Raw genomic sequence first — 16,276 nt, 5'->3', positions numbered from 1 at the left:
TATTCCCCATGGCACAGATGGAAGCCGCCCTCACCGATGCGATGTCGACCATTGAGGGCGCCGTCGGCGTCGCCCTCGTCGACTACACCAGCGGAATGGCGCTCGCCACCCTCGGCGACAACAATGCGCTGGACCTCAATATCGCCGCGGCCGGCAACACCGATGTGGTGCGCGCCAAGCTGCGCACCATGGAAATGCTGGAACTCCAGGGCGCCATCGAGGACATGCTCATCACGCTGACCGCGCAATACCACCTGATCCGTCCGGTGACGGGAAAGAACGGCGCCGGGCTTTTCCTCTATCTGGTCCTGGACCGCAAGCGCGCCAATCTGGCGATGGCGCGCCATCGTCTCGCCCGGCTAGAGGCCGATCTGGAGGTGTGACCGGGCGGCCTCGTCCAGGAGGCGCCGCAGCCGCAGCGCGTCCGGGGCGACGGCCGTGACCAGGGCCGCGGGGCCGGCGAGCGGGGCGAGGACGCCCTGTCCGGCGCCGTCGGCGTCCCCCAGGAGCTGCACGTCGACCGGCTTGTCGTCCCACTCCGGCCGGACCACGAGGAGTTGGCCGATGGCCCGGTGGCCGTCCAGGACGGCCGCGGTGTCCCAGCCGGGGACGCCCGGCCCGTAGGCCGTCTCCTGGTCCAGCAGGGTACGGCCCGCGCGGCGGACCGTGAGGCGACTGCGGAGCGTCCCCGGCCGCTCGCCGCTGCGGCCCAGGGCCTGTTCCTCGCGCAGGACGAGGCGGGCGGTGGGGGCGAGTTCGACGGTGGTGGTCATCCGGAGATCACTGCTCTCGGCGGAGATCAGTGGTTCCGGGAGCCACTCCAGCCGGGCGCCGTCGGCCACCGTCAGCCGCACGTCGTAGGTGGCGTGTCCGGCGTTCCGGCCGGGCAGCGCGACCGTGGCCGCGGCGGCCGTGACCTGCAAGGCAGCGCCCTCCTCGGCCACCGCCTCGATGCCCAGCCGGTCGCCGCCCAGCGGGGCGCTCATGGCGCCGACGACGCAGACCCGGGCCTGGCCGCCGTGTGAGCGGATACGGCGCAGCGCGAGCGGGCCGTCGCCGTCGAGGACCGGGAGGCGGGTGGTGCCTCCCCCGTCGGCGCGGGCGGTGATCCGGGCGGTGGCCCGCAGGCCGGCCGCGGAGGGGACGGCCTGCGGGCGGGCGGGTGCGGGGACGGCGAGGGTCATGCGGCGCCCGCGGTCCAGTGCGCGAGCTGGTGACGGACCCAGTCGGCGACCGGCCGGACGCCGTTCTCCGACTTCAGGGCGGTGAAGGCGACCGGGAGTTCACCGCGCTGCGCCTTGGCGTCCCGGGCCATGCCCTCGAGGTCGACGCCCACGTACGGCGCGAGGTCGGTCTTGTTGATGACCAGGAGGTCGGATTTGGTGACGCCGGGGCCGCCCTTGCGGGGGATGTCGTCGCCGCCCGCGACGTCGATGACGAAGATCTGGGCGTCGACCAGGCCCTTGGAGAAGGTGGCGGTGAGGTTGTCGCCGCCGGATTCGACCAGCACCAGATCCAGTGGGCCGGCCCCCTCGGAAGAAAACGCGGCTTCCAGGTCCTCCACCGCCTCCAGGTTGGCGGAGATGTCGTCGCGGATGGCGGTGTGCGGGCAGGCCCCGGTCTCCACGGCCGCGATGCGCTCGGCGGGCAGCACGGCCTCGCGGAGCAGGAATTCGGCGTCCTCGCGGGTGTAGATGTCGTTGGTGACGACGGCGATGGACAACTCGTCGCGCAGCGCGCGGCACAGCGCGGCGACGGTGGCGGTCTTGCCGGTGCCGACCGGGCCGCCGAGGCCGATGCGCAGGGCGCGCCGCTTCCCGTCGGGGCGTACCGGGTCGGCCGCGCTGTAGGTGTGGCGTTCGGGGAAGGTGTCCTTGTGGTCGAGGTGCACGGGGGACTCCGGTGGTTCGGGGGCCGCAGGGGTGCGGCTCGAGGGTCGGGGGGTCAGGACGCGAAGAGGCGTACCGGCCAGGCGGCATGCTGCTGGGCGGTGATGTCGAGCAGCGGCGCGGAGGCGGCGGGCAGCGCGCCGGTCCCTTCGGTGGCGACCCGAGCCGCGGCCTCGGTGCCCTGCTGCGCGACCCGGTCGAGGTCGGCGGCGAGGCGGGCGAGGACGGCGGTGGCGTCGAAGGGATCCAGGCTCAGCAGGCGGACGGCGGCGGTCGCCGGGCCGCTGATGTTCTCGTATGCGACGGCATAGGCGGCATCGAGGGGATCCAGGCCCGCGGACCGGGCGGCGAGGCCGAGGACGACGGGCTGGTGGGCGCCGCGCGGGCGGGCCGCGGCGAGCGCGTCGAGTGCGGGGCCGGGCCAGGTGGCGCGGGCGGCCCGCATCATCTGCCGGCCGAGCCGCCGGGCGACCTGGCGCAGCGCCGGTACGGGCGTACGGGCGTCGGCGGCGTCGTCCAGGAGGAGCGGGTCGCAGCCGGCCGCGGCCGCGGCGGCGAGCCCGGCGGCGACCAGGCCGGCGGTGTGCAGCCGGCCCCGGCAGAAATTCTCCAGGGTGGCGGCGTCCTTGATGCGTCCCGCGGTGACGGCCGGTTCGGCGCCGCCCGAGTGGGCGTGCCCTCCGGCGGGGAACCGGCCGTCGGCGAGGACGAGCAGCGCTGCGCGGCTCATCGGTGGTGCTCCAGGGTGTTCACGGGCCGCATCAGAAGAGGAAGTACCGCTGGGCCATGGGGAGTTCGGCGGCGGGTTCGGGTTCGACCACCTCGCCGTCGATGGTCACCGTGAACGTGTCGGGGTCGACCTGGACACGGGGCAGCGCGTCGTTGTTGCGCATGTCCGCCTTGGTGACACCGCGGGTGCTGCGGATCGCCTCGTACCGCTTCGCCAGCGGGAGGCGCTCGGGGAGATCGTCCTCGAGGGCCTGCTGGGAGACGAAGTTGACGGAGTTGCTGCCCGGAGCTCTGCCGGTGGCGCCGAACATCGGGCGGGGCAGGACCGGCTGCGGGGTGGGGATGGAGGCGTTGGCGTCGCCCATCTGCGCATACGCGATCTGGCCGCCCTTGATGACCAGCTGCGGCTTGACGCCGAAGAACGCCGGGTCCCACAGGACGAGGTCGGCGAGCTTGCCCTCCTCGACCGAGCCGACGATGTGGTCGATGCCCTGGGCGACGGCCGCGTTGATGGTGTACTTCGCGACATAGCGGCGGGCGCGGTGGTTGTCGGCGCTGCCGTCACCGAGGAGGCTTCCGCGGCGCCGCTTCATGACGTGCGCGGTCTGCCACGTACGCATCACGACCTCGCCGATGCGGCCCATGGCCTGGGCGTCGGACGACATGATCGAGATGGCGCCGAGGTCGTGCAGGATGTCCTCGGCCGCGATGGTGGAGGGCCGGATCCGGGACTCGGCGAAGGCGAGGTCCTCGGGGACGGCGGGGTTGAGGTGGTGGCAGACCATCAGCATGTCGAGGTGTTCCTCGACGGTGTTGACGGTGTGCGGCCGCGTGGGGTTGGTGGACGCGGGCAGCACATTCGGCTCGGAGACCATGGCGATCATGTCGGGGGCGTGGCCGCCGCCGGCGCCTTCGACGTGGAAGGCGTGGATCGAGCGGCCGGCGATGGCGGCGAGGGTGTCGCCGAGGAATCCGGCCTCGTTCAGGGTGTCGGTGTGGATCGCGAGCTGGGCACCGCTCTCCTCGCAGACGCTCAGACAGGCGTCGAGGACGGCGGGCGTGGCGCCCCAGTCCTCGTGGATCTTGAAGCCGAGGATGCCGGCCCGCAGCTGGTCGCGCATCGAGGCGAGGGAGGTGGTGTTGCCCTTGCCGAGCAGTCCGACGTTGACCGGCAGGGAGTCCATCGACTCGAACATCCGGGCAACGTGCCAGGCGCCGGGGGTGATGGTGGTGGCCTTGCTGCCCTCGGCCGGTCCGGTGCCGCCGCCGACGAGGGTGGTGACGCCGGAGGCGAGCGCCTCGTCCACCTGCTGGGGGCAGATGAAGTGGACGTGGGTGTCGATGGCGCCGGCGGTGAGGATCTTGCCGTTGCCCGCGATGATCTCGGTCTCGGGGCCGATGACGAGGTCGGGGTGGACGCCGTCCATGGTGTCGGGGTTGCCGGCCTTGCCGAGCGCGGTGATCTTCCCGTCCCGTATGCCGACGTCGGCCTTGACGATGCCCCAGTGGTCGAGCACGACGGCGCCGGTGATGACGGTGTCGGGGGTGCCTTCGGCGCGGGTGGCACGGGACTGCCCCATGGACTCGCGGATCACCTTGCCGCCGCCGAAGACGGCCTCGTCGCCGGCCCGGCCGGGCCCTCCCGAGCGGTCCTCGGCGATCTCGATGACCAGGTCGGTGTCGGCGAGCCGGATCCGGTCGCCGGTGGTCGGGCCGAAGAGATCGGCGTACGCCTGGCGGGTCAGCTCAGCCATCGAGGGTGCCTCCGGTCTCGCCGCGCAGCCCGGCGACGATCCGCTTGCCCCCGATGGGGACGAGCTCGACCTCGGTGGGAATGCCGGGCTCGAAGCGCACGGCGGAGCCGGCCGCGACGTTCAGCCGCTTGCCGTGCGCGGCCGCGCGGTCGAAGTCGAGGCCGGGGTTGGCCTCGGCGAAGTGGTAGTGGGAGCCGACCTGGACGGGGCGGTCGGCGGCGTTGAGGACGGTCATGCGCGTGAGGGGGAGGCCTTCGTTGAGGCGCACCGGCTCGTCGGCGTAGAGGATCTGTCCCGGGATCATCTTCTGTTCTCCCGTGGTCAGTTGATGGGTTCGTGAACGGTGACGAGCTTGGTGCCGTCGGGGAAGGTGGCCTCGACCTGTACGTCGTGGATCATCTCGGGGACGCCTTCCATGACGTCGTCCCGGCCGAGCACCTTGCGCCCCGAGGACATCAGCTCGGCGACCGTGCGGCCGTCCCGGGCTCCTTCGAGGATGTGCACGGTGAGCAGCGCGAGGGATTCCGGGTGGTTGAGCTTCAGCCCCCTGGACCGACGTTTTTCGGCCACGTCTGCCGCCACATGAATCATCAAGCGTTCTTGTTCATGCGGGGTCAGTTGCATACCTTCCACCTCACAGTCTTCCCGCCCGGGCGCATTTCCCCAGGTCACAGGCGTGGGCACACCTGTGCATTTAGATGTACCACGCAGTATTTAAAGGCGGAGCAAACCGACTTCCAGCACTTGACCATCAAGAGCCCCACGGCCAGAGGCTAGTTCGGCGGGATTTCGGTGGCGTTACATGCGGCGTCACGTTCGCGCCGACTCCCGGGCCCGCCGTAACACGCCCGAATTGCCGCCCGTCACGGCGCCGCGGCCGGATTCTCGGCAGCCCCGCGGGCCCCGCGATTCCCGGGCGAGGGCGGCCGGGAGTGGCGAATTCCCCACCCCGGAGAGCGTCGTCCGGCGCCACCGGACCGGCGGCCATGCCGTCCCGAACAGCCATCAACTCCCGCAAAGCGCACGCGTCCCGCTCTTCGGACACGACTGTCCGGTATCCGCTCTTGACGGTTCGACGAGTGATCGCGATCCTCATGTGCGCGTCAAAACGCTCCGCACCAACCCCCCACACCAGGAGCCATACCGTGACTCGTTCCACACGAATACGCCGGGCCGCGCTGGCCACGGGCGCCGCCACCGCCCTCGCCGCCACGCTCTTCACCGCGGCCGGCGCCTACGCCGACCCCGCGCCGGCCGGCGCCCCGGACATCGACGTCAAGGCCGTCAAGGCCGACCTGGACCAGCTCCAGTCGATCGCCGATGCCAACGGCGGCAACCGCGCGCACGGACAGCCGGGCTACAAGGCGTCCGTCGACTACATCAAGGGCAAGCTGGACCAGGCCGGATTCACCACCCAGGTCCAGGAGTTCGACAACAACGGCGCCAAGGGCTACAACCTCGTCGCCGACTGGCCGGGCGGCGACGAGGGCAAGACCGTGATGGCGGGCGCCCATCTGGACTCGGTCGACGCGGGCCCCGGCATCAACGACAACGGCTCCGGTTCGGCCGGCATCCTCGAGGTCGCCCTCGCCGTCGCCAAGTCGGGCCTCAAGCCCACCAAGCACCTGCGGTTCGCCTGGTTCGGCGACGAAGAGGACGGCATGGTCGGCTCGCGGGCCTACGTCGACAAGCTTGGCGCCGGCACATCGAAGCTCGACGCGTATCTGAACTTCGACATGATCGGCTCGCCGAACCCGGGCTACTTCGTCTACGACGACGACGCGCGCCTGGAGAAGGTCTTCAAGGACTTCTTCGCGACCAAGAACATCGCCACCGAGAAGGAGACCGAGGGCGACGGCCGCTCCGACCACGCCTCCTTCAAGGACGCGGGCGTCCCGGTCGGCGGCCTCTTCTCGGGAGCCGACTACATCAAGACCGAGGAGCAGGCGAAGAACTGGGGCGGCGAGGCGGGCAAGGCGTTCGACGCCTGCTACCACCAGTCCTGCGACACGTCGAAGAACCTCGACGACAAGGCGCTGGACAACAACACCGACGCCATCGCCCACGCCATCTGGGAGCTCAGCTCCTGAGCCGCCCGTTCCCCCGTACGGTCAGCGTCGGCTGAACCGTCACTTCTCCCGACCCGGTCGCCGATCCCCGGCGGCCGGGTCGCGGTGTTCTGCCGCGATACCGAACCGCCGTCGTTCGCCCGGAGCGGACGGCAGGTGCCGCACGGAGGAGACCGTGCTGATCACCTGCTCCTCCTCGGCGCCCTCCTCCCGCCGCCCCAGCTCTTCGAGTAGCTGCAGGTCAGCGGCGGACACCAGCGCCACCAGGGGCTTTCCGTGGCGGGTGACGACCACCCGCTCACCGCCGTAGACGACGCGGTTGATCAGATCCGCGAGCTCGGCCCGGGCTTGCGTCACCGGAATTTCGTAGGCCATGCTGCCATTCTAACGGGATGTACGTCCTGTACATTTTTTACAGAGGGAGAGGAACAGTCATGCTGCGACCGACGGCCCGCTACGTCCTGCCGGAGTTCACCGAGCGCACCACCAACGGGGTGCGCACCCTGGACCCTTACTCCAAGCTGCTGAGCGAGCGCATCATCTTCCTGGGCACCGCGGTCGACGACACCTCCGCCAACGACGTCATGGCGCAGCTCATCCACCTCGAACACGCCGCCCCGGACCAGGACATCTCGCTCTACATCAACTCCCCCGGCGGCTCGTTCACCGCGATGACCGCGATCTACGACACGATGCGGTTCGTCTCCTGCGACATCGAGACGGTGTGCCTGGGGCAGGCCGCCTCGGCGGCCGCGGTACTGCTGGCCGCCGGCACACCGGGCAAGCGGCTGGCGCTGCCCAGCGCCCGCGTCCTCATCCACCAGCCGTCCCTGTCCGAGCCGATCCAGGGCCAGGCCACCGATCTCCAGATCCAGGCGACGGAACTGCTGCGCACCCGCGACAAACTGGAGGAGCTGCTGGCCCTGCACACCGGTCAGCCGCGCGAGCTGATCGCCACGGACATCGAGCGCGACAAGATCTTCGACGCCCGCGGCGCCCAGGAGTACGGCCTGATCGACGGCCTCACCCGCGGCCGCAAGCAGCCGTCCGCCCGGCTCGGCGCGCGGTGAACGAAGGTGCTGCCACCGGAGCTGCCGCCGCTGCCCGCACTGACGCGGGCCGAGGGCGACGTGATCGACCGGTACTTGGAGGTGCTGGATCTACTGGGCCGGATCAATCCGGCGCGCGGAAACGGCACTTACAGCGGCCTGCGCGCGGCCCAGGCGCTGGTCGGCAAGGCGGCCGAACTGCGCGACGCGCTGGCGCTGATGCACCAGCGCGGCGAGAGCGAGCTGCATTCCGGGACGCTGACCCGGGCACTGCGGGTCCTGGACGGCGAACGCCGGGCCGGACTCGTCGCGATACCGCCGCCGCCCGAGCCATGACCCGACACGCGCCCGGCCGACGAGCCCGTACGGCGTAGCAGGCACGCGCGCGACGAAGGGGCGACAACTTGCAGAGCGCACCCGGCCGTCATGCGGCACTTGCCGCGTCACCCCTGGTCGCGGCTTCGCCCACCCTCGCGTCACCCTCGCCAAAACCGGCATAAGTCACCATTCGGTGTAAATGTGACCAATGTCACGCAACGCATTTCTTACCGGATTTCCGGCGGTTGGGGCGTGAAGATCCCTCCACGACAAGGCCCCGCCACCGCGACGGGGCGGTCCGGACGGACGCCTAATCCTGCCGCCGTTCCGGATGTCAGGTCGAGCGGCTGGATCGGCAGGAGCGGAGGACCCGAGCAAGACGGGGCCCCGGCACTCGTGGCCGAGGGTTCCTTGGGGTGAAGCCGTACGCACGGCCGGGCATCTTCGCCTGCCCGAACCCGACAGGTCTCCCTTCGCAGGCGGCTGACGAAGGGTTGCGCATGAGCATGCGCGGACATCTGCCGCATCTGCTGGCACGCGCCGGCACCGTCTCCGCCCTCACGATGGTCACGATCACGGGCACCACTGTGGCGCCGGGAGCAACCCCGGACGCCGAGGCGGCCGCCGTCTCCTCCACGGCGCTGCGGATCGCGGCCTCCAAGCGGGGCTCCCCCTACCAGTGGGGCGCCCAGGGCCCGCACCGCTTCGACTGTTCGGGGCTGACGCGGTACTCGTTCAAGCACGCGGGCAAGGTCCTGCCCCGTACCGCGGCCGCGCAGTACAACGACACCAGCCATGTCTCCCGCGCGGCGCGCAGAAGCGGCGATCTGGTCTTCTTCCATGGCGGCGGCGGCGTGTACCACGTCGGCATCTACGCAGGCAGCGGCCGGATCTGGCATGCGCCGAAGAAGGGAGCGGTGGTACGGCTGGAACGGATCTGGAGCTCCGCCGTCTGGTACGGGCGGGTGGGCTGACCTGCGACGATCGGAGGTTTCAGGCAATCGTCGGGAGGCCTTGGGTGCGTTGGCCACGGGCCCGGTGGAGTGACCGGCGCGCCCAGGGAACCACTGACGGCGTCGGCGTGCGGGAGCTTCCCGTACGCCGACGGTCCGGTGCCGGGAAGGGGACGGCGGCTCAGGTGAGGACCAGCTCGGCGAGCAGGACGCCGCCCAGGGCCGTCAGCAGCACGCCGGTGGTGGCCTCCAGAGCGCGGGACACCCGCGGACGGCGCAGCCAGACGCCGAGCCGGTCGACGAGCAGCGCCACGGCGGGGAACCACACCGCCGCCATGCCGACGACGATCGTCGCCAGCAGCAGGGTCCGGGGCAGCGCGGGCTGCCCCGCCGGGACGAACTGCGGGAGCAGGCTGAGGAAGAGCACGGGGGCCTTGGGGTTGAGCGCGTTGGTGAAGAAGCCCTGGCGCAGGTACTGCGCGGTGCCGAGACGGACCGTCGGGCGAGGGCCGGGGACCTCGCCCCGCGCACCGGCCGACGGCGCGGTGGCGGCGGACCGATGGCGGGCAACCGCGATCAGCGCGCCGGCACCGAGGTACAACAGATAGGCGCCGCCCAGGAGTTGGACGGTCTCGAACACCACGGGCACCGCGACCAGCACCGCCGCCAGCCCGGCCACCGCCAGCGCGGTGTGCACCAGCAGTCCGCCCGCGACCCCGAAGGCGGTCGCCACCCCCGCCTTGCGCGTGTCGAGCGCATTGCGCACCACGACCGCGAAGTCCGCGCCCGGCATGGCGACCATGCCCGCGGCGACGCCGGTGAAAGCCATCAGCTGTCCGTCCATGACAGCAGCGTCGCCCCTCGCAGCCTTTAATGGGTATGGGCAATCTTCTGGGTCTGCCTGAAGAGGTTCTTAAGGCTGAGCGCCGAGGCCGAGCGGCTACGGCTGAGGCCGAGGCGCCGAGGCCGAGGTCCTCGAGGGGGGATCCTCAGAGGCCGGATGCTCCAGGAAGGGCGGGTTCCTGTGTACGACCCCACACGACTGGCCGCCCTGGTGGCGGTGGCGGAGGCCGGTTCGATCACCCGGGCCGCCGAGCGCCTCGGCTACACCGCGCCCGCGCTCTCCCAGCAGCTCGCCAAGCTCGAGCGGGAGGCGGGCGCGGCGCTGCTGGTGCGCCACCACCGGGGCGCCCGGCTGACGGCGGCCGGTGAACTGCTGCTCGTACGGGCGCGACGGGTGCTCGACGAGCTGGATCTGGCACGGCACGAGCTGTCCCGGCTGGCGGGGCTGTCCGGCGGCCGGCTGCGGGTGGGGACCTTCGAGACGGCCGGCACGCATCTGCTGCCGCCCGCGCTCAGCGCGTTCCGGCGGGCGCACCCGGACGTGGAGCTGAGCGTGACGGAGTTCGTACCGCCGCAGGAGACGACGGCGGTGGCGCTCGGCGAGGTGGACCTGGCGCTGACGCACGAGTATGTGCCGGGGGCGGCGGTGCCGGTGCCGGACGGGGTGCGGCTGGAGCCTCTGCTGACCGAGGAGCTGGTGCTGGTCACGGCCCCCGGCCACGCCCTGTCGGCGGGCACCGGGCGGCTGGCGCTGGCCGAGCTGGCCGGACAGCCGCTGGTCAGCATGGCCCCGGCCAACCCCAACCGGCGGGCGGTGGAGGCGGCGCTGGCGGCCGCGGGGGCGAGTGTGGCGGTGCGCTGCGAGTCACCGGGCTACGGGGTGGTGTGTGCCCTGGTGAGCGCCGGCCTGGGGGTGGCGGTGGTCCCGGAGATGATGGCGACCGGTTCGGTGACCCCGCTGGGCATCCGCCATCTGGACCCGCCCGAGCTGCGCCGCACCATCTCCGTGGCCTACCGCGCGGGGGGCGGCACCCCGGCCGCGGACACCCTGCGGGCCCTGCTGCACAGAGCGTTCACCCGGAAGTCCCCGGTGCCGTGACGGGAGGCGCGCTCAGCGGACGCCGGCCGTCCACGGCATCGCGATGCTGACGGTCTTGCCGCCGCATGCGGTGGGCACGACGGTCAGCCGGCCGCCGGATTCCGCGGCGAGCGAGCGGATGATGACCATGCCGCGGCCGTTGTCCTGCTGGACCGCGGCGGGCAGTCGGCGCGGCCGGCGCGGATGACTGTCGGTGACGCCGATCCGCAGCAGCTCGTCGTGGTCGAGGCGGAGGGCGACGGTGAAGGTCGGCGACTGGCCGAAGGTGTGCTGGACGGCGTTGGTGGCGAGTTCGGAGACGATCAGGCGGATCGCGTCGGCGTACTCCGTATCGGCGGGCAGGCCCCATCCGGCGAGCACGTCCAGCGCATGTCGGCGGGCGAGGGGAACCGAGGCCGGGGCGCTCGGCAGGGTGAGTGAGGATTCCTGGTGGTCTGCCATCGTGACGCCGTCCCTTTCCCGCCGGGGCGGTAGCGGAAATCCGCCACGGCCCCGGGCCGGTGCTGTGCGCGCCAGGGTGTCACCCTTGCTGACGGTGTTGCGGCCGATCCACCGAGATGTGCGGATATATGTCGCCCAATGCGGTGAACTCTGCGTCGGACGCCCGTATTTGGGCGGTCGGCGGGGCTCAGAACGGCGGCGCGGTGGTGGTGATCACGGCCACCGCCGTATCGACCTGCTCGCTCGTCAGGTCCGCGCGGGCGGTGAGCCGCAGCCGGGAGATCCCGTCCGGCACGGACGGCGGGCGGAAGCAGCCCACCGCCAGCCCGGCCTCCCGGCAATCGGCCGCCCAGCGGACGGCCCGCTCCGGGGAGGGCGCCCGTACCGAGACCACCGCGGCGTCCGGCCGCACCGCCACCAGACCGGCCGCGGTGAGCCGGGCGTGCAGTTCCCGGGCCACCTCGCGGGCCCGGGTCGCACGCTCCGGCTCGCGGCGCAGCAGCCGCAGCGCCGCGAGCGCGCCGCCGGCCGCCGCCGGGGCCAGCCCGGTGTCGAAGATGAACGACCGGGCGGTGTTGACCAGATGCTCGATGACCCGCGCCGGGCCGAGCACCGCGCCGCCCTGGGCGCCGAGCGCCTTGGAGAGGGTCACGGTGGTCACCACATCGGCGTCGCCGGCGAGTCCGGCGGCCGCCATCGCACCGCGGCCCCCCTCCCCCAGGATCCCCAGGCCGTGCGCGTCATCGACGAGCAGGGCCGCGCCATGAGCCCGGCAGGCCGCGGCCAGCGCGGGCAGCGGCGCGGCATCGCCGTCGACGGAGAACACCGAGTCGGTGACGGCGAGCGCCCGGCCGTGGTGACCGTTCAGCGCCGCACGTACGGCCTGCGGGTCGGCGTGCGGGACCACTTGCGCACGGGCCCGCGAGAGGCGGCAGCCGTCGATCAGGGAAGCGTGGTTGCCCGAGTCGGAGACGAGGAGGGTCGCGCCGTCGGTGAGCGCGGTGACGGCCGCGAGGTTGGCGGCGTATCCGGAGGACAGCACGAGGGCCGCCTCGAAGCCGCAGAACGCGGCGAGTTCGGCCTCCAGCCGGGCATGCAGCTCGGTGCTGCCCGTGACCAGCCGGGAACCGGTCGCGCCGGCGCCCCACTGCCGGGCGGCCCGGGCCGCGCCGTCGGTGACCTCGGGGTGCCGGGCCAGCCCCAGGTAGTCGTTGCCGGCGAGGTCCAGCAGCGGGGAGTCGGCGGGGCGCGGGCGCAGCGTACGGACCAGTCCGGCGCGCCGGCGTTCGGCGCGCGCCTCGTCGATCCAGTCGAAGGCCGCGCCGTACGCCCGCCGGGAAGGCTCGGCGAGGGTCGCGGGCGAGGCGTCGCGGAGCGGCGACGGGGCGGAGTCCTGAAGCATCGGCGTCCTTCGTCTCTCGGCCTCGTCCACCGGCCTCGATTGTGGGCTGTCGATAGACGTTAGCGGTCGTTCCGCACGGCCACAGTGTGGCGATACACACACCCCGAACGCGCCGTGTTGTGGGAATCCTCCTTGGCCGGGGGCGGTGACGTACGTCAGGATCAACGCCATGGACCTGCTGAACACACTGGTGGACAAGGGACTGCGGCGCGAGTTGCCGACCCGCGAAGAGGCGCTCGCCGTGCTGGCGACGTCCGATGACGAACTGCTCGATGTCGTGGCCGCGGCCGGAAAGGTACGCCGCCAGTGGTTCGGGCGGCGGGTCAAGCTCAACTATCTCGTCAACCTCAAGTCGGGCCTGTGCCCTGAGGACTGCTCATACTGCTCCCAGCGGCTGGGATCGAAGGCCGAGATCCTCAAGTACACCTGGCTCAAGCCCGATGACGCCTCCAAGGCGGCCGCCGCGGGAGTGGCCGGCGGCGCCAAGCGGGTCTGCCTGGTGGCCAGCGGCCGCGGGCCCACCGACAAGGACGTGGACCGCGTCTCGGAGACCATCTCCGCCATCAAGGACCAGAACGAGGGCGTCGAGGTGTGCGCCTGTCTCGGCCTGCTCTCCGACGGCCAGGCCGAACGGCTGCGCACGGCGGGCGCCGATGCGTACAACCACAACCTCAACACCTCGGAAGCCACATACGGCGACATCTGCACCACGCACGACTTCTCCGACCGGGTCTCCACCGTCCAGCAGGCCCAGGCGGCGGGCATGTCCGCCTGCTCCGGACTGATCGCCGGCATGGGCGAGAGCGACGCCGACCTGGTCGACGTGGTCTTCGCGCTGCGCGAGCTGGACCCGGACTCCGTACCGGTGAACTTCCTGATCCCCTTCGAGGGCACCCCCCTCGCCAAGGAGTGGAACCTCACCCCGCAGCGCGCGCTGCGCATCCTGGCGATGGTCCGGTTCGTCTGCCCGGACGTGGAGGTCCGGCTGGCCGGCGGCCGCGAGGTGCATCTGCGCAGCATGCAGCCGCTCGCCCTGCACCTGGTCAACTCCATCTTCCTCGGCGACTATCTGACCAGCGAGGGCCAGGCCGGCAAGGACGATCTCGCGATGATCGCGGACGCCGGGTTCGAGGTCGAGGGCACGGACACCACGACGCTCCCGGAGCACCGTACGGACGCGGAGCCCCGTACGGAAGCGGAGCACGGCGTGGACGGCGCGGCGCAGCCGGCCGCCGAGGCCCCCGCCGCCACGGTTGCCGCGCCCCCCGCCGACGAGACCCGCCGGGACCTGGTCGCGGTCCGCCGCCGCGGTGCCGGCACCGACCTCCCGCCCAATGCCTGAGCCGGCCCTCACCCCCGGCGAACTCCTCGCGCTCGACCGGCAGCACGTCTGGCATCCGTACGGGCCGATGCCCGGCCGGGAGGAGCCGCTGCTGGTGGAGTCGGCGTCGGGCGTACGGCTGCGGCTCGCCCGGCCCGTCGAGGGGCAGGACGAGCTGGTGGACGGCATGTCGTCCTGGTGGTCGGCGGTGCACGGCTACAACCACCCGGTGCTCAACGACGCCGCGCGCGGCCAGCTGGGGCGGATGAGCCATGTGATGTTCGGCGGGCTCACCCACGAGCCCGCCGTCCGTCTGGCGAAACGTCTCGTCGACATCACCCCCGAGCCGCTCCAGCACGTCTTCCTCGCCGACTCCGGCTCGGTGTCGGTCGAGGTCGCCGTCAAGATGTGCCTGCAGTACTGGCGCTCGGTCGGACGGCCGCGCAAACAGCGGCTGCTGACCTGGCGGGGCGGCTACCACGGGGACACCTGGCAGCCGATGTCCGTGTGCGACCCCAAGGGCGGGATGCATGAGCTGTGGCAGGGGGTGCTGCCGCGCCAGATCTTCGCGGACGCGCCGCCGACCGGTTTCGACGCCGCGCCCGACGAGGCGTATGCGACGCATCTGCGCGAGCTGATCGCCCGGCACGCCGACGAACTGGCCGCGGTGATCGTGGAGCCCGTGGTGCAGGGCGCGGGCGGCATGTCCTTCCACTCCCCCGCCTATCTCCGGGTACTGCGCGAGGCCTGCGACACCCACGGCGTCCTCCTCGTGTTCGACGAGATCGCCACCGGCTTCGGCCGTACGGGAGCCCTCTTCGCGGCCGAACACGCCGGCGTCTCACCGGACGTCATGTGCCTCGGCAAGTCCCTGACCGGGGGTTATCTGACCCTTTCGGCGACACTGTGCACGTCCGCGGTCGCCGACGGGATCTCCCAGGGCGAACTCCCGGTCCTGGCCCACGGCCCCACCTTCATGGGCAATCCCCTCGCCACCGCCGTCGCCGATGCCTCCATCGACCTCCTCCTCTCCCAGGACTGGGGTCAGGAGGTCAAACGGATCGAGGCCGGGCTACGGGCCGGCCTGGCGGCGGCCGAGGACATCGCCGGGGTGCGGGAGGTACGCGTCCTGGGCGCGATCGGCGTCGTCCAGCTCGACCATGCGGTGAACATGGCGGCCGCGACCCGGGCGGCGGTCCGCGAGGGCGTCTGGCTGCGGCCGTTCCGCGACCTGATCTACACCATGCCGCCGTACATCACCGGCGACGACGATGTGGCCCGCATCTGCGCCGCGGTGTGCGCGGCGGCGCGCGAGGGCTGAAGGGCGCGCGGGGCCCGTTCCACGGTGGAAAAGCCCACCGCGGAACGGGCCGTGGCCGAGAGGGCCCGACCGAGCCACAACTCGCATCAACCGAGCCACAACTCACATCAAAGGAAGAAGAGAGGCGAAGAGATGTCGGTGCTGTTCGTGACGGGCACGGGCACGGAGATCGGCAAGACCGTGACCACGGCCGCGATCGCCGCGGCGGCGCTCGCCGAGGGCCGTTCGGTGGCCGTACTCAAGCCCGCCCAGACGGGGGTCGCCGCCGACGAGCCGGGCGATGCGGCGGAGGTCGCGCGGCTGGCGGGCCCGGTCACCACGACCGAACTCGCCCGCTACCCGGACCCGTTGGCCCCCGCCACGGCCGCGCAACGGGCCGGTAGGCCCCCCGTCCCTCCGCACGAGATCGCCGAGGCCGCCGCCAAACTGGACGCCTCGCACGACCTGGTGCTGGTCGAGGGCGCCGGCGGTCTCCTCGTCCGCTTCGACGCCGACGGCAACACCCTCGCCGACGCGGCCCGCCTGGCCAACGCCCCCGTCCTGGTGGTCGCCCAGTCAGGCCTCGGCACCCTCAACACCACAGCCCTGACCGCCCTGGCCCTGCGTACGTACGGCCTCCACTGCCTCGGCGTCGTCATCGGCAGCTGGCCCGCCGAGCCCGACCTCGCCTCCCACTGCAACCTCGCCGACCTCCCCGAGGCGGCGGGCGCACCACTGCTCGGCCTGATCCCGGAGGGCTCCGGCGCCCTGCCACCGAGCGCCTTCCGGGCCGCGGCACGGGAGTGGCTGACACCCGAACTCGGGGGTTCGGGAGCGCTGCGCATCCCGTCCTGACCGCAAGACGGAAGGGCACCCTCAAGGTGCCCCCAGGCCTGCGGTGAAGGTCGCTCGCCCCGTCCCCTCTCACCGCGGCCCTCACCGTCGCCGAGCGCCAACAGGCGGCCGAACGGGTACCGCCGTCCCAACAAGTGCCGCCGCCCGTCACCCCGTCGTCCGCTCATGGAGTTTCCGACGGGGTGACGGGGGGCATGGGCGACCCAAGCGGGCACCGCAACAAATAATTACCCCGCAACAACTAATTACCCTCC

General features: G+C 72.0%; 19 protein-coding genes and 1 riboswitch. Of the genes, 9 read left to right on the top strand and 10 right to left on the bottom strand.

The genetic code is table 11. The annotated features are described in order from the left end of the window. The first annotated feature begins 8 nt into the window (after positions 1-8). Positions 9-383 carry a hypothetical protein gene (locus ACIGWZ_RS02640; protein WP_400060027.1) on the top strand — a complete coding sequence of 125 codons (375 nt, stop codon included), beginning with the start codon at positions 9-11 and terminating at the stop codon, positions 381-383. On the opposite strand, the gene ACIGWZ_RS02635 is transcribed toward ACIGWZ_RS02640, so the two are convergent. The 6 genes from ACIGWZ_RS02635 to ACIGWZ_RS02610 are packed head-to-tail and all read right to left on the bottom strand — an operon-like array spanning position 360 to position 4,996. After that, a complete protein-coding gene (locus ACIGWZ_RS02635) occupies positions 360-1,184 on the bottom strand; it encodes an urease accessory protein UreD (RefSeq protein WP_400060025.1) in 825 nt (274 codons plus the stop codon). The two genes, ACIGWZ_RS02640 and ACIGWZ_RS02635, sit on opposite strands and share 24 nt — an antisense overlap. Next, the gene (ureG, locus tag ACIGWZ_RS02630; RefSeq protein ID WP_400060023.1) at positions 1,181-1,891 is read right to left on the bottom strand and encodes an urease accessory protein UreG; all 711 of its coding nucleotides are present in this window, start codon (positions 1,889-1,891) and stop codon (positions 1,181-1,183) included. Before ureG ends, ACIGWZ_RS02635 begins: the two co-directional genes overlap by 4 nt. 53 nt (positions 1,892-1,944) lie before the next feature. Beyond that, the gene (locus ACIGWZ_RS02625) at positions 1,945-2,619 is read right to left on the bottom strand and encodes an urease accessory protein UreF (RefSeq protein WP_400060021.1); all 675 of its coding nucleotides are present in this window, start codon (positions 2,617-2,619) and stop codon (positions 1,945-1,947) included. A 31-nt stretch (positions 2,620-2,650) separates the two neighbouring features. Then, positions 2,651-4,372: an urease subunit alpha gene (locus ACIGWZ_RS02620; RefSeq protein ID WP_400060019.1), complete on the bottom strand. Its 1,722-nt coding sequence runs from the start codon at positions 4,370-4,372 to the stop codon at positions 2,651-2,653. Continuing rightward, positions 4,365-4,676, bottom strand: coding sequence for an urease subunit beta (locus ACIGWZ_RS02615; protein ID WP_400060017.1), 312 nt, complete (start codon positions 4,674-4,676; stop codon positions 4,365-4,367). Before ACIGWZ_RS02615 ends, ACIGWZ_RS02620 begins: the two co-directional genes overlap by 8 nt. A gap of 17 nt (positions 4,677-4,693) precedes the next feature. Next, positions 4,694-4,996, bottom strand: coding sequence for an urease subunit gamma (locus ACIGWZ_RS02610; protein WP_030064636.1), 303 nt, complete (start codon positions 4,994-4,996; stop codon positions 4,694-4,696). Between the two features lie 521 nt (positions 4,997-5,517). On the opposite strand from ACIGWZ_RS02610, the gene ACIGWZ_RS02605 reads away from it, so the two are divergent. Further along, positions 5,518-6,462, top strand: coding sequence for a M28 family metallopeptidase (locus ACIGWZ_RS02605; RefSeq protein ID WP_400060014.1), 945 nt, complete (start codon positions 5,518-5,520; stop codon positions 6,460-6,462). 39 nt (positions 6,463-6,501) lie between these two features. Here ACIGWZ_RS02605 and ACIGWZ_RS02600 read toward each other — a convergent pair whose 3' ends face one another. Next, positions 6,502-6,816 carry a type II toxin-antitoxin system Phd/YefM family antitoxin gene (locus ACIGWZ_RS02600; RefSeq protein ID WP_400060012.1) on the bottom strand — a complete coding sequence of 105 codons (315 nt, stop codon included), beginning with the start codon at positions 6,814-6,816 and terminating at the stop codon, positions 6,502-6,504. Between the two features lie 59 nt (positions 6,817-6,875). On the opposite strand from ACIGWZ_RS02600, the gene ACIGWZ_RS02595 reads away from it, so the two are divergent. From ACIGWZ_RS02595 to ACIGWZ_RS02585, 3 genes are all read left to right on the top strand, one after another. After that, positions 6,876-7,511, top strand: coding sequence for an ATP-dependent Clp protease proteolytic subunit (locus ACIGWZ_RS02595; protein ID WP_400060010.1), 636 nt, complete (start codon positions 6,876-6,878; stop codon positions 7,509-7,511). 6 nt (positions 7,512-7,517) lie between these two features. Beyond that, the gene (locus ACIGWZ_RS02590; protein ID WP_400060009.1) at positions 7,518-7,826 is read left to right on the top strand and encodes a hypothetical protein; all 309 of its coding nucleotides are present in this window, start codon (positions 7,518-7,520) and stop codon (positions 7,824-7,826) included. 292 nt (positions 7,827-8,118) lie between these two features. Continuing rightward, positions 8,119-8,305: riboswitch (cyclic di-AMP (ydaO/yuaA leader) on the top strand. 3 nt (positions 8,306-8,308) lie between these two features. Next, positions 8,309-8,782, top strand: coding sequence for a C40 family peptidase (locus ACIGWZ_RS02585; RefSeq protein WP_400060007.1), 474 nt, complete (start codon positions 8,309-8,311; stop codon positions 8,780-8,782). Positions 8,783-8,942: 160 nt separating this feature from the next. Here the strand turns inward: ACIGWZ_RS02585 and ACIGWZ_RS02580 are convergent, their stop codons facing one another. Continuing rightward, entirely contained in the window at positions 8,943-9,605 is a 663-nt protein-coding gene (locus ACIGWZ_RS02580) for a LysE family translocator (RefSeq protein WP_400060005.1), read from the bottom strand. A 180-nt stretch (positions 9,606-9,785) separates the two neighbouring features. On the opposite strand from ACIGWZ_RS02580, the gene ACIGWZ_RS02575 reads away from it, so the two are divergent. Continuing rightward, entirely contained in the window at positions 9,786-10,703 is a 918-nt protein-coding gene (locus tag ACIGWZ_RS02575) for a LysR family transcriptional regulator (RefSeq protein WP_400060003.1), read from the top strand. Between the two features lie 12 nt (positions 10,704-10,715). On the opposite strand, the gene ACIGWZ_RS02570 is transcribed toward ACIGWZ_RS02575, so the two are convergent. Continuing rightward, positions 10,716-11,144 carry an ATP-binding protein gene (locus ACIGWZ_RS02570; RefSeq protein WP_400060001.1) on the bottom strand — a complete coding sequence of 143 codons (429 nt, stop codon included), beginning with the start codon at positions 11,142-11,144 and terminating at the stop codon, positions 10,716-10,718. 187 nt (positions 11,145-11,331) lie between these two features. Beyond that, positions 11,332-12,546, bottom strand: coding sequence for an 8-amino-7-oxononanoate synthase (locus ACIGWZ_RS02565; protein ID WP_400059998.1), 1,215 nt, complete (start codon positions 12,544-12,546; stop codon positions 11,332-11,334). Between the two features lie 169 nt (positions 12,547-12,715). Here ACIGWZ_RS02565 and bioB point away from each other — a divergent pair, with 169 nt between their 5' ends. The 3 genes from bioB (at position 12,716) to bioD (ending at position 16,022) form a co-directional block, all read left to right on the top strand. Then, positions 12,716-13,888: a biotin synthase BioB gene (gene bioB / locus ACIGWZ_RS02560; protein WP_400059996.1), complete on the top strand. Its 1,173-nt coding sequence runs from the start codon at positions 12,716-12,718 to the stop codon at positions 13,886-13,888. Further along, entirely contained in the window at positions 13,881-15,188 is a 1,308-nt protein-coding gene (locus ACIGWZ_RS02555) for an adenosylmethionine--8-amino-7-oxononanoate transaminase (protein ID WP_400059994.1), read from the top strand. Before bioB ends, ACIGWZ_RS02555 begins: the two co-directional genes overlap by 8 nt. Before the next feature lie 132 nt (positions 15,189-15,320). Further along, entirely contained in the window at positions 15,321-16,022 is a 702-nt protein-coding gene (bioD, locus tag ACIGWZ_RS02550) for a dethiobiotin synthase (protein ID WP_400059992.1), read from the top strand. Positions 16,023-16,276: the final 254 nt, after the last annotated feature.

Source organism: Streptomyces sp. NPDC053427, from assembly GCF_044544985.1.
Classification (GTDB): Bacteria; Actinomycetota; Actinomycetes; order Streptomycetales; family Streptomycetaceae; genus Streptomyces.
Note: the sequence above shows the minus strand (reverse complement) of the source record. Positions and strands in the feature narration are given on the sequence as shown.

What these genes read in the sequence shown, in the direction of transcription:
- ACIGWZ_RS02610 (WP_030064636.1), bottom strand. Translation starts at nt 4,996, where the DNA reads ATGCAACTGACCCCGCATGAACAAGAACGCTTGATGATTCATGTGGCG.
- ACIGWZ_RS02555 (WP_400059994.1), top strand. Translation starts at nt 13,881, where the DNA reads ATGCCTGAGCCGGCCCTCACCCCCGGCGAACTCCTCGCGCTCGACCGG.
- ACIGWZ_RS02585 (WP_400060007.1), top strand. Translation starts at nt 8,309, where the DNA reads ATGAGCATGCGCGGACATCTGCCGCATCTGCTGGCACGCGCCGGCACC.
- ACIGWZ_RS02580 (WP_400060005.1), bottom strand. Translation starts at nt 9,605, where the DNA reads ATGGACGGACAGCTGATGGCTTTCACCGGCGTCGCCGCGGGCATGGTC.
- ACIGWZ_RS02595 (WP_400060010.1), top strand. Translation starts at nt 6,876, where the DNA reads ATGCTGCGACCGACGGCCCGCTACGTCCTGCCGGAGTTCACCGAGCGC.
- ACIGWZ_RS02615 (WP_400060017.1), bottom strand. Translation starts at nt 4,676, where the DNA reads ATGATCCCGGGACAGATCCTCTACGCCGACGAGCCGGTGCGCCTCAAC.
- bioB (WP_400059996.1), top strand. Translation starts at nt 12,716, where the DNA reads ATGGACCTGCTGAACACACTGGTGGACAAGGGACTGCGGCGCGAGTTG.
- bioD (WP_400059992.1), top strand. Translation starts at nt 15,321, where the DNA reads ATGTCGGTGCTGTTCGTGACGGGCACGGGCACGGAGATCGGCAAGACC.
- ACIGWZ_RS02620 (WP_400060019.1), bottom strand. Translation starts at nt 4,372, where the DNA reads ATGGCTGAGCTGACCCGCCAGGCGTACGCCGATCTCTTCGGCCCGACC.
- ACIGWZ_RS02635 (WP_400060025.1), bottom strand. Translation starts at nt 1,184, where the DNA reads ATGACCCTCGCCGTCCCCGCACCCGCCCGCCCGCAGGCCGTCCCCTCC.
- ACIGWZ_RS02565 (WP_400059998.1), bottom strand. Translation starts at nt 12,546, where the DNA reads ATGCTTCAGGACTCCGCCCCGTCGCCGCTCCGCGACGCCTCGCCCGCG.
- ACIGWZ_RS02640 (WP_400060027.1), top strand. Translation starts at nt 9, where the DNA reads ATGGCACAGATGGAAGCCGCCCTCACCGATGCGATGTCGACCATTGAG.
- ACIGWZ_RS02625 (WP_400060021.1), bottom strand. Translation starts at nt 2,619, where the DNA reads ATGAGCCGCGCAGCGCTGCTCGTCCTCGCCGACGGCCGGTTCCCCGCC.
- ACIGWZ_RS02570 (WP_400060001.1), bottom strand. Translation starts at nt 11,144, where the DNA reads ATGGCAGACCACCAGGAATCCTCACTCACCCTGCCGAGCGCCCCGGCC.
- ACIGWZ_RS02600 (WP_400060012.1), bottom strand. Translation starts at nt 6,816, where the DNA reads ATGGCCTACGAAATTCCGGTGACGCAAGCCCGGGCCGAGCTCGCGGAT.